Origin of the sequence: uncultured Shimia sp. (assembly GCF_947498095.1) — a bacterium.
Lineage (GTDB): Bacteria > Pseudomonadota > Alphaproteobacteria > Rhodobacterales > Rhodobacteraceae > Shimia.
The window spans coordinates 100,796-113,737 of record NZ_CANMJE010000009.1 but is presented as its reverse complement, the minus strand read 5'-3'; the positions used below and the strand labels follow the sequence as shown (position 1 = coordinate 113,737).

Below are 12,942 nucleotides of genomic sequence, written 5' to 3'. Positions count from 1 at the left end.
AGCTATTTCTTCTTCCCGAAACCGCTGAGGCCCGGAGGCAGTCCGCCGCCGCCCAGACCCGGCAGACCACCGGGCAGGCCACCTTTGCCGCCCATCGCTTTGGCTGCTTGCTCCAGCGCCTTGGGGTCCATGGCCGAGGGGTCCATACCCGCCATCGGGTCGCCGCCTTTGCCCATCATGCCTTTCATGGCTTGCTTGAGCATTCCGCCTTTGCCCATCTTGCCCATCTTTTTCATCATGTCGGACATCTGGCGTTGCATTTTCAACAGCTTGTTGAGGTCGCTGACCTCCATACCGGATCCGGCGGCGATGCGTTTCTTGCGGCTCGCCTGAAGGATCTGAGGGTTTGCACGCTCCATCTTGGTCATCGACTGGACCATGGCGATCTGACGCACGATCATCTTGTCGTCGAAACCTGCGTCCTGCACGTTCTTGGCCATCTTTGCCATGCCGGGCATCATGCCCATCAGGCCTTCCATGCCACCCATCTTTTGCATCTGCTCGAGCTGCATTTTCATGTCGTTCATGTTGAAGCGGCCTTTGGCAAAGCGCTTCATCATGCGTTCGGCTTGTTCGGCCTCAATGGTTTCTTGCGCCTTTTCGACCAGCGCGACGATGTCGCCCATGCCAAGGATGCGGCCCGCGACGCGGTCAGGCTCAAAGGTTTCCAGCGCGTCCATCTTTTCGCCAAGACCAACGAATTTGATCGGCTTGCCAGTCACAGCGCGCATCGAAAGCGCTGCGCCGCCACGGCCATCGCCATCCATCCGGGTCAAAACAACACCCGAGATGCCGATCTTGCCGTCAAACTCTTCCGCGACTTCCACGGCGACCTGACCTGTCAGGCCATCGACCACCAGCAGAGTCTCACGCGGGTTCACCGCGTCGCGCACATCTTCGACCTCTTGCATGAGGACTTCGTCGATCTGCAAGCGACCGGCGGTGTCGAGCATGTAAACGTCATAACCGCCCAAAGTCGCCTGTTGCTTGGCGCGTTTGGCGATCTGCACCGCGCTTTCGCCAGCCACGATCGGCAGGGTGTCGACACCAATCTGTGTACCCAGAACCTGCAGCTGTTGCATCGCGGCAGGGCGATAGATGTCGAGCGAGGCCATCAGAACGCGCTTGCCGTTCTTTTCGGTCAGACGTTTGGCGAGTTTACCAGTTGTTGTGGTCTTACCCGAGCCTTGCAGGCCGACCATCAGGATCGGGGCAGGCGGGTTGTCGATCTTGAGTTCACCGGGCTCTTCGTCGCCGCCTTGCAGAACGTGCTTTAGCTCGTCGTGCACGATTTTGACGACCTGCTGACCGGGGGTCACGGATTTGGTTACCGATTGGCCAGTGGCCTTGTCTTGCACGGCTTTAACAAAGTCGCGGGCAACAGGCAGCGATACATCGGCCTCAAGAAGGGCGACACGCACTTCGCGAAGGGCGGTTTTGACGTCGTCTTCTGACAGGGCGCCCTGCTTGGTCAGACGGTCAAAGACACCAGACAGGCGTTCGCTTAGATTCTCAAACATCGCTCAGCGGCTCCTTTACACCGTTTCCAACATGGTCCGAACTTAAGCACGAACCGCCCAAACGCCAATGTCCCCCGTGGGCGCAACGCGCTGACGGGGGGCGATCCCGGCCCAAGGGCCATGGGACCGGAAGTTTTGACAGACTCCCGGAGTTAGGGGGCATTTACGCTCGTGTGCGCGGCGAGTCAAGCACCCGAGGCGCTGCGCCTCTTGCCTGCGACGGTTTTACGACGCAGAGCGCCAAATGTGCTTTTGCCGAGGTATCCAAACGTCAGCTTCAAGGCGCCGACACGCGAGGACAGGTCAGGCTCTTGCCCAATGGCCATGCGATCCATCTGCCAGACATAATACTCGACCCTCGCCACTGTGTTGACCAGTGCGATCAGCCAGTTCTGCGCGTTGACACCCCACTTGCCCGATCCAAGGGCCAGGTCATCCTCATCGACGCCGATTTTTGCGACATCTCCATTGATCAGTTCTGACACAGCATCTGGATGCACACAAAGCGGGCGGGCTAATCCGATCATGTCGATCCCATCTTCGGTCAGGGCCTCTTCCATCGCCGCACGACTGCGAAATCCGCCCGTTACCATTAGCGGAATACTCACCACCTGGCGGATCTCACGCGCATATTCTAGGAAAAACGCCTCGCGTGCTTTGGTGCTTTCTCGTTGCGGCTGCTTGGGGGTAGCGGTGGCAAAACTCATCTCTTCATAGGTGCCACCCGAGATTTCCAAAAGATCTATGCCATCCTCCTGCAGCCACTGCGCCACCTGTTTGCAATCCTCAAGGCTGAACCCGCCTTTCTGGAAATCCGCCGAGTTCAGTTTGACCCCGATAGGACAGTCCGCGCCCACGGCGTCGCGTGTTGCATGCACCACTGATCGCAAGAGCCGTGCGCGGTTTTCCAGTGCGCCGCCCCATTCGTCAGTGCGTTTGTTGATGTTGGGCGACAAGAATTGGCTGATCAGATAGCCGTGGGCCGCGTGGATTTGGACACCATCAAATCCGGCCTTATGCACAATCCGTGCGGTTTCCGCGTAGCGCGCGATGGCCTCATGAATATCCTCAACCGTCATGGCGCGCGGCTTGGCGAACAACCCCAACATGCGCAGCTTTTCCGACGACGGTGACAAGGGCCGTGCATTCACCACCATCGGGCATTGCCGGCCGGGATGATTGATCTGAACCCAGGCTTGCGTCGCGTTGCGTTTTGAGGCCTCGGCCCATTGCGACAGCGCCGCAAGATCGCCCTCGTCTTCCACCACAACATTGCCGGGGCGCTCCAGATAACGGCGATCCACCATCACGTTGCCGGTGACCTGCAAAGCCAAGCCACCCTTGGCCCAACGGTCATAAAGGGTCAGATGCCGGTCGTTGGGGGCATCATCTTTGCCGGCCATTGCCTCGGTCATGGCACTTTTGCAAAAGCGGTTCTTTAGCACGGTGCCATTAGGCAGCGTGATCGGCGCAGCGAGCGGGCTGGTCATGAACAGTGGCCTTTGCATTTAGGTCAGAGGGCAAACATATGCCCTGACGGGTTAAGTACAACGCTTGGGCTTGCAGATCGACAATCAAGCCTGCACTAAATGCACCACACAAACACAGGAACCGGCCCCATGGATGCATCGCCCGCTTTTCAAGACAGCCTGCCCGTCAGTTCAGATGCGCTTTTGGGCAGGTTACGCGGCTGGGGCTTGGATTTCACATACCACGAGCATGTACCATTGCGCACCGTCGAGGATGCCAAACAGGTTGAGGCCGACTTGGTGGTGGCGGGCGAGACGCCGTTTCGGCTCAAGAATCTCTATCTGCGAGATAAGAAAAAGCGGAACTATCTGGTGACGCTGGAACAGGATCACGTGATCGATCTGAAAACGTTAGGGGCAGAGTTGGGCGTTGGGAACCTGTCCTTTGGATCAGCCGATCGATTGATGCAAAACCTGGGCATCCGGCCGGGCGCGGTCAGCCCATTGGCGATGGTCAATGGCGCAGGACAAGGCGTTCGGTTCTTTATGGATGCAAGGGCCAAGAAAGCTGACCGCGTTTACATGCATCCATTGGTCAATGATCGCACGATTGGCATGACGCCGGTGGACTTGATGACATTTTTTGAGCGCGCTGATGTGCAGCCGGACTGGCTGGACCTCGCCTAACGCTCTTGGGGTGACCGACTGCGCTTTGACTGTTGTGGTGCAACAGAAATCCGGAAAATCTGCCCGCCGGACCCTTGGGAGGCCCGGTCGGTCAAGCCGGTCAAATAGACAGGCAGTTGCTTAAGCAGCTTTGGCTTCGATTGCTGTGCCGTCTTTGTCCAGAATGGTGACATCAGTGATGCCGACAAACCCCAGAGCAAAGCGCAGGTACCCACTGGCAAAGTCAAAGTCCGAACCGAGCGGCGTGCCGCCCGTGGCAATGGCGATGATCGCCTTCTTACCTTTCAGCTGCCCTTCGGGGCCATTTTCGGTATAGGCAAAGGTCACACCCGCGCGACAGATTTGGTCGATCCACGCCTTCAGCACGGCTGGAATGGAAAAATTGTACATCGCGGTGCCGATGACAATTGTGTCCGCCTCTTGCACTTCTTTCACCAGACGATCTGAGAGCTCCAGCGCCTGAGCCTGTGCAGCATCACGGTCATCGGGTGCAACAAAGGTCGACTGCACCCAAATCGGATCAAGAAACGGCAGACCATCTGCCAGATCGCGGGTAAGAACGGTGTCGGCCTCTTGTTGGGCAACAATTGCGGTGGATTGCGCCCGTGAGAGCGAACCGTCATGGCGGGCCGAGGCGTCGATGTGCAAGACTGTATGGGTCATTGTGGATGTGTCCTGATTTGAATTCTTGTTGTTCCCCTCAAATAGATATTGCGAAAACGAACACAATTTGGAATTCTGCACGGGTAATGTTTAAAATTGCACAGGGCTGAATATGGACAACTGGGACGAAATCCGCACGGCGTATCAGGTCGCCCGCATGGGAACGGTGAGTGGCGCGGCGGACGTATTGGGTGTGCATCATGCCACTGTCATCCGCCACATTGACGCTCTCGAAGGCAAACTGGGCATCAAACTGTTTCAGCGCCATGCGCGTGGATACACTGCCACAGAGGCGGGCGAAGACTTGTTGCTGGTTGCCAAAGCCACAGATGACCAGTTCAACCAGTTGGAAGGGCGCCTTAAGGGCAGCGGGTCTGAAGTTTCAGGTGAACTGGTCGTGACAACGCTGGAAAGTATGGCACAACTGATGGCGCCGGTTCTGACCGACTTTCAGGAATTGTACCCTGACGTTGTCGTGCGATACCGAACGGGCGCGCGCCTGTTTCGGCTGGAATATGGTGAGGCACACGTCGCCTTGCGCGCCGGCCCTCAGCCACAAGAACTCGACAATGTTGTTCAATCCTTGGGTCGTCTGAGGCTGGGGCTATATGCCAGCCCTGCCTATGAAAAGCGCTTTGGACTGCCAAAGGACGAGAATGACCTTGCGGGTCATCGGTTTGTTGGGCCAGACGATGATCGAATAAAGGCACCCTTCGCTGTGTGGATGAAGGATCACCTGAAACCCGAACAAATCATGTTTCGGACGACCGATGCCGTGGCGAGTGAACAGGCGGTGCTGTCGGGGGCCGGGATAGGGTTTCTGCCGCAGTGGACGGCACATGAACATCCCGAGCTTCTTGAGGTTTTCCCAAGCCGCGAGGACTGGAGTGGTGAGTTGTGGCTGGTAACCCATGTGGACCTGCACCGAACGACCAAGGTTCAGGCTTTTGTTGCCTTCCTTAAAGAGCAGGCTGCGTTGAACTGGGTCTGTCTATGACCGCGACATCCCGCGGACATCTTGCCATGCTGTTGTTCTCGGCTCTTGTGGCCGGGTCCTTTTCGCTGGGGTCGCTTGCGGCAAATGAAATTGCACCAACCGCGCTGAATGCGCTGCGCTTTCTGATCGCTGCGATTGTGATCGGAGCCGTGGCGTTGGCCACCACAGGCCTGCCGCGCAGCGCGTGGCAGGCACCGTGGCGATATCTTGTGCTGGGCGGGCTGTTTGCGGCCTATTTCGTGTTGATGTTCGAGGGTCTCAAAACGGCTGCTCCGATCAGCACCGCGGCCGTCTTTACGCTCACACCTTTGATGTCCGCAGGGTTTGGCTATGTGTTGTTGAAACAGATCACCACGCGGCGGATGGCACTGGCCCTAACCATTGGGGCCATCGGTGCGCTTTGGGTGATTTTTCGGGCTGACTGGTCGGCGTTCCTGCGGTTTCGTGTGGGACAGGGGGAAATCTATTACTTCTGGGGCTGTGTTGCACATGCGATCTATACGCCGATGGTGCGCAAGCTTAATCGTGGCGAGCCGGCAGTTGTGTTTACATTTGGTATGTTGATCGCAGGTTTGGCGGGCCTGACACTCTATGGCTGGGGCGATATTCGCGCGACGGATTGGGTTTCGTTGCCGGGAATTGTCTGGATCACGGTTTTCTACCTTGCGATTTTTGCGTCTGCGGCCACGTTTGTGTTGTTACAGTTCGCAACGCTCAATCTGCCATCTGCCAAGGTCATGGCCTATACATATTTGGTGCCAACTTGGGTCATCTGTTGGGAGATCGCGCTGCGCCACGGCACGCCGACCGGATACGTGCTGTTTGGTGTTGCGATGACAGTCGTTGCATTGCTTTTGTTGCTCAGAAACGAGCATTGATTGCGCGGTATCAAGGTAGGGATCGCGGGCTTGCGTCAAGATAGGCGCAAAGGAGAAATACATGCCCGCAGCCACCAACAAAGCCGACCTTTTGGCGATCACAGCCAAAGAGTATTCAAAGCTCACACTGTTGTTGGACCCTCTGGACCCGGTCCTAGTTGAAAGGCCGTTTGAAGACGGTTGGAGTATTCGGGACGTGATTGTGCACCGCGCCCACTGGATCGATCTTTTCCTGGGTTGGTACCATGATGGGCAAGCAGGAAAAGAGGTCGCTTTTCCTGCGCCCGGGTACAAGTGGAACCAGTTGAAAGCCTATAACGCGGATCTTCTGGCGCAGAAATCTGACGTGACGTGGCCCGAGGCTCGCGCAGCGTTGGAAAAGGCACATCAAACCCTGACATCATTTCTCGAAACGCTTGATGACGCGGCGCTTTATGGCGAGCCGATGAAAGGCGCGAACAACAAATGGACACGGGGCGCTGGGCTGAAGCCGCAGGTGCATCGCACTATCGGTCGGCCGCCAAGTTTGTGAGGGCGTGCAAGCGGGCGGTTTAGAGACAGAGACTATGCGTCGCTGTCCAATTCATGTTCCAAAAACCGTTCGAATGCATCCAGGTTCACAGGTTCGAATTGTCCAAAACCCTGCATCCAGACACTCGCGGCGCGCAGGGCGTCGGGCTCCAGTTTGCACCACTTTACGCGGCCGCGCTTTTCCTGAGAGATCAGGCCTGACTTGGTCAGGATACCGAGGTGCTTGGAAATCGCCGCCAATGACATCTCGAACGGTTCGGCCACATCTGTCACGGCCATGTCGTCTTCCAACAACATATTCAGGATCGCCCGGCGGGTCGGATCGGCCAGTGCGGCAAAGACGGTATCAAGTGGATCGGCCATGGCAGCGTTAAACCGATACGCTAGATAATCGTCAACCATTTGGTTGAATATAGCAAAACAGGCAGTTCGATCGAAATCACCCCTGCGACAGACTCGACGCGCCGCTACGTAGCTGTGAATAATTGTTTTAGTACAATATCTTAAAGGGTTTGGGTTGGGCGTGTTTGTGCTGTTGACTCAGCCGCCCCTCCGCAATAGCAATGCGCCAAGTCCGAAAGGGGGCATTTTCGCGTGACCGATCCCGACCAGAAAGAGCGCATGGCGCAGCTGGAAGCGAAGATCGAGGCGGCCAAATTGGCCCAGGCACCGAAACCTCGGGTGGACGAACACTATTCGGCGGCCAACCTGGCCTGGCGCATGGTGATTGAATTAGTGGCCGGTCTGGGGATCGGCTTTGGCATCGGATACGGGCTTGACCTGTTGTTGGGAACCATCCCGATTTTCCTGGTGCTGTTTACAATGTTGGGTCTCGCGGCCGGTATCAAAACGATGCTGCGCAGCGCCAAAGAGATCCAGGAAGAACAAGAGGCCGACCAGGCCGACAGAGACGAAGGGAACTAGAACGTGGCAAGCGAAGCACACGGCGCCGAAGAAGGCGGTCTCGTATTCCACCCGATGGATCAATTCATCATCAAGCCGCTTTTTGGCGGGGATGAGATTGGATTGTTCACCGTCACCAACGCGACCCTTTGGATGGCTCTCGCCGTTCTGGGTATCATCGTGATGATGGTCATCGGCACCCGCAGCCGCGCAATCGTTCCCAGCCGCTCTCAGTCTGTTGCCGAACTGGCTTATGGGTTCATCTACAAGATGGTTGAAGACGTGGCCGGTAAGGATGCGGTCAAGTTCTTCCCCTACATCATGACGCTTTTCATGTTCATCGTGTTCGCCAACTTCCTTGGCCTGATCCCGATGTCCTTTACCACTACGTCGCACTTTGCGGTGACCGTGGTTCTGGCCTTGCTGGTGTTCCTGACCGTGACCATCGTTGGTTTCGTCAAGAATGGCATGGGCTTTCTAGGCCTGTTCTGGGTGTCGTCTGCGCCACTGGCACTGCGTCCGATCCTGGCCATTATCGAACTGATTTCCTATTTCGTGCGCCCCGTGAGCCACAGCATTCGTCTGGCTGGCAACGTCATGGCGGGCCACGCGGTGATCAAAGTTTTCGCAGGCTTTGCCGCGATCGCAGTCGTCAGCCCTGTCTCAGTGGTTGCCATCACCGCCATGTACGGTCTTGAGGTCCTCGTGTCCTTTATCCAGGCCTACGTCTTTACCATTCTGACCTGTGTGTATCTGAAAGATGCGCTGCATCCGTCGCACTAAGGTCTGAACACTCACACTACCTATTAACTTCCAATCGTAAGGAGATATACCCATGGAAGGTCAACTCGCACACATCGGCGCAGGTCTCGCAGCAATCGGTTCCGGCGCAGCCGCAATCGGTGTTGGTAACGTAGCCGGCAACTACCTCGCAGGCGCTCTGCGCAACCCTTCGGCAGCTGCTTCGCAAACTGCCACCCTGTTCATCGGTATCGCTTTCGCAGAAGCACTGGGCATCTTCTCGTTCCTGGTTGCTCTTCTGCTGATGTTCGCCGTCTAAGCCAACTGGACTTATCCTTACGTGCGGGCGCGGGCGCGTCTCTGACAGCGCCCCGCCCGTAATCTAACGGAAGTTCCCAGGAGGACGACATGGCGACCGAAACGCACGAAGCCACAAGCCACGCCGCAGATGCAGCCGCATCCGCGCCCGGCATGCCACAGCTCGATTTTTCGAACTGGGGAAACCAGATCTTCTGGTTGCTGGTCACGCTGGTCGTGATCTACTTCGTCCTGTCGCGTATCGCGCTGCCGCGCATCGCGAACGTACTGGCCGAGCGCCAGGGGACAATTACAAATGACATCGCCGCAGCTGAACAGCTGAAGGCGAAAGCCGCCGACGCAGAAGACGCCTACAACAAGGCGCTCGCAGATGCCCGTGCAGAAGCACAGCGCATCGTTGCCGAAGCCAAGGCCGAAATTCAGGCCGATCTGGATGCAGCCACCGCCAAGGCGGATGCTGAGATTGCAGCCAAAGCTGCCGAGTCGGAAAAGGCGATTGCCGAAATCCGCGCCGGTGCATTGGAAAGCGTCAAGGTTGTTGCAGCAGACACGGCCGCCGAGATTGTGTCCGCCCTGGGTGGTCAAGCCGACGACGGCACTGTCGTGGCAGCAATCGACACACGGATGAAAGGGTAAGGACCATGCGGAAACTAGCCACACTCCTCGCCCTGACCGCCGCCAGCCCGGCATTCGCCGCAAGCGGCCCGTTCTTCTCGTTGCACAACACGAACTTTATCGTGTTGCTGGCCTTCATCCTGTTCATTCTGGTTTTGATGAAATTCAAAGTCCCCGGAATGCTGGCAGGGATGCTGGACAAGCGCGCCGAAGGCATTCAGTCGGAACTGGACGAAGCACGCGCCCTGCGTGAAGAAGCCCAGACCATTCTGGCGTCTTACGAGCGCAAGCAGAAAGAAGTTGCTGAGCAAGCCGACCGCATTGTTGAGCATGCCAAGTCCGAAGCAGCCAATGCTGCCGAACTGGCCAAAGAAGATCTGAAAGCCTCGATCGCGCGCCGTCTGGCCGCAGCTCAGGATCAGATTGCCTCGGCTCAGGCTGCTGCGGTCAAAGAAGTCCGCGATCAGGCCATCATCATTGCTGTTGGCGCTGCCAACGACGTGATCGCCAAGCAGATGACCGCCGCCAAAGGCAACAAGCTGATCGAAGATGCGATTGCCGAAGTGGACGCCAAGCTGCACTAAGCCGGCACTGGCACCAAAAACGATAAACCAAAAAACCCGGCGATCATGCCGGGTTTTTTTGTTTCGGGTACCTAATGAAAAGTTTCGCAGGCTGTACGATCGGAACGACAGTCTGCAATGCCATCAATCAGTTGGTTGGCATCGTATTTTTCGACTGTGGAGACCTCATTCAACTCATTGTAGTAGTACCACAAACCCGTCTTTAAACCTGCATCATCATACACACTTTCGGACTGAAGGTTGCCGGTAGGATAATAGAGCTCCCAGTTGCCGACACGATGCCCTTTGGCATGCTGGCCAATCTCCTGTTCACGCACCCGCGGACCCCGTTCGACAAGCTCATCTACTGGTGTAAGAGGCCCTGGAAAATGGTAGCGAACGTACTTTCCATCGGGTTGACCATTCTTAAAGTTCGAGATGGTGTCGATGCTTCCGTCCAGCGCATGGAACGTCGTCGAAGTACCATCCAATGTGCCCAGGTGATAGTTGGCTTCCTTGATCTTTGTGCCTGTTGCGGTCCAATCGGTCCATAGCCCTTGCCGCTTTCCCGAAACATGCTTGCCACTTTCAGAAACCTGCGCGTCTTCAACGTCGTGATACCCGGTGTAATCGCCCGTCAACACATCATATTCAAATGTGGTTTCAAACTTCAAAAACCCACTTTCGTAATAGATTGTCGCGTCTCCGTGTTTAAGGTTGCCGTAATACGCTATCTCGCTGGCCAGTTTGCCATTTCCAACCAGGTTGCCCATGTTCCCGTACGGGTGTCCTCTTTGTATTCTCCACTTTCATTCATACTGTTTTCGACATTGTTGTACCGGGTTTCGGCGGGGCCGTGTTTCAATCCATTTCGAAAGACGAGCCGTTGCTGGACACTCTGCTTTTCGTCTTTTAGGGCCGGGTAATACTCGACAAAATCACCGTGCAAGCGCCCGCGATCATAGTTGATCTCTGCTTGTTTGCGACCGCTTGGATAGTATTTAGTCCATGTGCCGTGTGCGTTGCCGTCCTCGTACTTTCCTTGTTCTTTGAGAGTGCCGTCGGCGAAGTACGCAGAATACTCACCGTGCAGCACACCATCCTTGTAGCTACTCTCTTTTGCGAATGAGTCGTCAGGATTGTAAATCGTGCTCTTCCCATGTCGTAGCCCGTTATGAAACGTAACAACTTCGATGATCATGGTTTCCTCGTCGTCCCATAACTCAAAGTTGCCATGCTTGCGTCCGGCGTCATCGTAAGGGCCTTTCCAGTTCTCGGCAAAACCGGGCAGTGAAACCAAGAGTGATAGTGTAATGGTCAATCCGATGGGCGAAATTCGCATCATGATCTCCTCAAGTCAGAGCATAGGAATGGGTCAGCTTAACCCGCAAAGCGTGATTGTGTCACGTAACCGGCCGATTTGACGGATGTTTGAGCTGGCCTTGTGGGTTCCTATGTGACCCCATCGCGATGAGATCTGGGTTCTTAACGAACCGGATCAAATCTGGCGTTCGCCATAGTGCAATCACGAATGGTATCCCTGCCACATGGTACGGGTTCCAGATCCTTTGACAGGCAGACCCGTGCTTCCTGAATGAAACCACCGCGGCAGGTGATGGTCAGCATGTCTTTGTCCAATTGGGGATTGGCCTTGAGGAAAGCGTCTTCAACGACACTGGCGGGCAGTTTGACAGTCTGATCGAGTTTGCGAAACACGACAGGCCGTTCAATACTTTCGTACGCTTTGCGGGACAGTGCGTAATAATCTTCTCCGGATAGCCCCGAACAACGTCCGTGTTTTTTCCACTGGTACCAGGCGAGGCCGGACGTTCCCATGATATCGGCCATTTGCTCGGTGAGCCAGCGTGGTGGATTGCGCTCGGGTGAGTAGCAATTCTCGGGCCAGCCGCGATGATACTGCGGCCAGAGGCCGTGCAGAACCCAGCCAAAATCCTCAGCGGCGTCACATTGCGGTGACCGCTTGGCATCGCCCTCAATGGCGCACCAGTTTGGAGACCAGCTGAGCGCCATGACGTAATAGTCAAATTCCCCTGCTTTGTGGGTCTGTGCCTGAGAGACTCCGCCGATCAACAGGGCAATTGACAGAAAACTTACAAACCGCATTCACTCTTTCCTTATCTGCTGAATGCCACTATATAGCCCGCAAGTTCCCCGACAACGGAAACCCGCACCCCTCAAAAGGTGCCGCCTGCAAAGTCAGGCAACGGGGAAGATTTGTGTATAGGAGACTGGCAAATGACCAAATTGCTGCACCCGAAAGCCACCGCCGTCTGGCTGGTTGATAACACCACGATCAGCTTCAAGCAGATCGCCGATTTTGTCGGCATGCACGAGCTTGAAGTTCAGGGCATTGCCGATGGTGATGTTGCTGCCGGCGTCAAAGGGTTTGATCCGATTGCCAACCATCAGTTGGATCAGGAAGACATCGACAATGCGCAAGACAACGCGATGTTCAAGTTGAAGGTCAAGTTCAACGCCGCCGCATCGGGTGAAGAAAAGCGCCGTGGTCCTCGCTATACGCCATTGTCCAAACGCCAGGATCGTCCTGCGTCGATCCTGTGGTTGGTGAAATTCCACCCTGAGCTGACAGACGGCCAAATCTCGAAACTGGTTGGCACCACCAAACCGACCATTCAGGCCATTCGTGAACGCACCCACTGGAACATCTCGAACATTCAGCCGATTGATCCGGTGGCATTGGGATTGTGCAAACAATCTGAACTGGATGCGGTTGTACAAAAAGCGGCGGCCAAAAAGGCTGCTGATGGCGAAGTGATGACAGACGACGAGCGCCGCAAACTGGTGTCGACCGAACAATCCTTGGGGATGGAAGCTGAACCCAGAATCCCCTCTGCCATTGAAGGGCTGGAAACCTTCTCGCTCTCCAATGACGATGAGGGTGAAGACGAAGAAGACAAGCGTGGCGCAGGCGATTTTGCCGACGCTGACAGCTTCTTCAACCTTCCATCCGACGACGAAAAAGAACAACCCTAAGCTGGGTTCAAAACTTGTTTTCTTAGCGCCTCGGTCCAGTCG

17 protein-coding genes are annotated in these 12,942 nt (G+C 56.0%); 10 read left to right on the top strand and 7 right to left on the bottom strand.

What is annotated here, in order from left to right; genetic code table 11:
• Positions 1-2: 2 nt before the first annotated feature.
• Positions 3-1,520 carry a signal recognition particle protein gene (gene ffh / locus Q0932_RS15440; protein ID WP_299355038.1) on the bottom strand — a complete coding sequence of 506 codons (1,518 nt, stop codon included), beginning with the start codon at positions 1,518-1,520 and terminating at the stop codon, positions 3-5.
• Positions 1,521-1,705: 185 nt separating this feature from the next.
• A complete protein-coding gene (locus tag Q0932_RS15435) occupies positions 1,706-3,010 on the bottom strand; it encodes an NADH:flavin oxidoreductase/NADH oxidase family protein (RefSeq protein WP_299355035.1) in 1,305 nt (434 codons plus the stop codon).
• Between the two features lie 129 nt (positions 3,011-3,139).
• Between Q0932_RS15435 and Q0932_RS15430 the strand changes: the two genes are divergently transcribed.
• Positions 3,140-3,676 (top strand): prolyl-tRNA synthetase associated domain-containing protein, encoded by a 537-nt coding sequence (locus tag Q0932_RS15430; RefSeq protein ID WP_299355032.1) that lies wholly within the window; start codon positions 3,140-3,142, stop codon positions 3,674-3,676.
• Positions 3,677-3,796: 120 nt separating this feature from the next.
• On the opposite strand, the gene Q0932_RS15425 is transcribed toward Q0932_RS15430, so the two are convergent.
• Positions 3,797-4,339, bottom strand: coding sequence for an NAD(P)H-dependent oxidoreductase (locus tag Q0932_RS15425; protein ID WP_299355029.1), 543 nt, complete (start codon positions 4,337-4,339; stop codon positions 3,797-3,799).
• 112 nt (positions 4,340-4,451) lie between these two features.
• Here Q0932_RS15425 and Q0932_RS15420 point away from each other — a divergent pair, with 112 nt between their 5' ends.
• From Q0932_RS15420 to Q0932_RS15410, 3 genes are all read left to right on the top strand, one after another.
• Positions 4,452-5,336 carry a LysR family transcriptional regulator gene (locus tag Q0932_RS15420; protein WP_299355026.1) on the top strand — a complete coding sequence of 295 codons (885 nt, stop codon included), beginning with the start codon at positions 4,452-4,454 and terminating at the stop codon, positions 5,334-5,336.
• Complete coding sequence (locus tag Q0932_RS15415; RefSeq protein ID WP_299355023.1) at positions 5,333-6,214, top strand: DMT family transporter; 882 nt, start codon at positions 5,333-5,335, stop codon at positions 6,212-6,214. The genes Q0932_RS15420 and Q0932_RS15415 overlap by 4 nt, the downstream gene beginning before the upstream one ends.
• 61 nt (positions 6,215-6,275) lie before the next feature.
• Positions 6,276-6,746 carry a ClbS/DfsB family four-helix bundle protein gene (locus Q0932_RS15410; protein ID WP_299355020.1) on the top strand — a complete coding sequence of 157 codons (471 nt, stop codon included), beginning with the start codon at positions 6,276-6,278 and terminating at the stop codon, positions 6,744-6,746.
• Between the two features lie 32 nt (positions 6,747-6,778).
• Here the strand turns inward: Q0932_RS15410 and Q0932_RS15405 are convergent, their stop codons facing one another.
• Positions 6,779-7,108: a metalloregulator ArsR/SmtB family transcription factor gene (locus Q0932_RS15405; protein ID WP_299355017.1), complete on the bottom strand. Its 330-nt coding sequence runs from the start codon at positions 7,106-7,108 to the stop codon at positions 6,779-6,781.
• Between the two features lie 231 nt (positions 7,109-7,339).
• Between Q0932_RS15405 and Q0932_RS15400 the strand changes: the two genes are divergently transcribed.
• From Q0932_RS15400 to Q0932_RS15380, 5 genes are all read left to right on the top strand, one after another.
• A complete protein-coding gene (locus Q0932_RS15400; protein ID WP_299355014.1) occupies positions 7,340-7,669 on the top strand; it encodes an AtpZ/AtpI family protein in 330 nt (109 codons plus the stop codon).
• A 3-nt stretch (positions 7,670-7,672) separates the two neighbouring features.
• Positions 7,673-8,431: a F0F1 ATP synthase subunit A gene (locus tag Q0932_RS15395; RefSeq protein WP_299355011.1), complete on the top strand. Its 759-nt coding sequence runs from the start codon at positions 7,673-7,675 to the stop codon at positions 8,429-8,431.
• A gap of 52 nt (positions 8,432-8,483) precedes the next feature.
• Entirely contained in the window at positions 8,484-8,708 is a 225-nt protein-coding gene (locus Q0932_RS15390) for a F0F1 ATP synthase subunit C (protein ID WP_022572950.1), read from the top strand.
• An 89-nt stretch (positions 8,709-8,797) separates the two neighbouring features.
• Complete coding sequence (locus tag Q0932_RS15385; protein WP_299355005.1) at positions 8,798-9,343, top strand: F0F1 ATP synthase subunit B'; 546 nt, start codon at positions 8,798-8,800, stop codon at positions 9,341-9,343.
• A 5-nt stretch (positions 9,344-9,348) separates the two neighbouring features.
• Positions 9,349-9,906 carry a F0F1 ATP synthase subunit B gene (locus tag Q0932_RS15380; RefSeq protein ID WP_299355002.1) on the top strand — a complete coding sequence of 186 codons (558 nt, stop codon included), beginning with the start codon at positions 9,349-9,351 and terminating at the stop codon, positions 9,904-9,906.
• A gap of 71 nt (positions 9,907-9,977) precedes the next feature.
• On the opposite strand, the gene Q0932_RS15375 is transcribed toward Q0932_RS15380, so the two are convergent.
• From Q0932_RS15375 to Q0932_RS15365, 3 genes are all read right to left on the bottom strand, one after another.
• The gene (locus tag Q0932_RS15375; RefSeq protein WP_299354999.1) at positions 9,978-10,658 is read right to left on the bottom strand and encodes a hypothetical protein; all 681 of its coding nucleotides are present in this window, start codon (positions 10,656-10,658) and stop codon (positions 9,978-9,980) included.
• Entirely contained in the window at positions 10,616-11,227 is a 612-nt protein-coding gene (locus Q0932_RS15370; RefSeq protein ID WP_299354997.1) for a hypothetical protein, read from the bottom strand. Before Q0932_RS15370 ends, Q0932_RS15375 begins: the two co-directional genes overlap by 43 nt.
• A gap of 143 nt (positions 11,228-11,370) precedes the next feature.
• Positions 11,371-12,009 (bottom strand): ribonuclease T2, encoded by a 639-nt coding sequence (locus Q0932_RS15365; RefSeq protein ID WP_299354995.1) that lies wholly within the window; start codon positions 12,007-12,009, stop codon positions 11,371-11,373.
• Between the two features lie 132 nt (positions 12,010-12,141).
• On the opposite strand from Q0932_RS15365, the gene Q0932_RS15360 reads away from it, so the two are divergent.
• Complete coding sequence (locus tag Q0932_RS15360; RefSeq protein ID WP_299354992.1) at positions 12,142-12,900, top strand: DUF1013 domain-containing protein; 759 nt, start codon at positions 12,142-12,144, stop codon at positions 12,898-12,900.
• Positions 12,901-12,942: the final 42 nt, after the last annotated feature.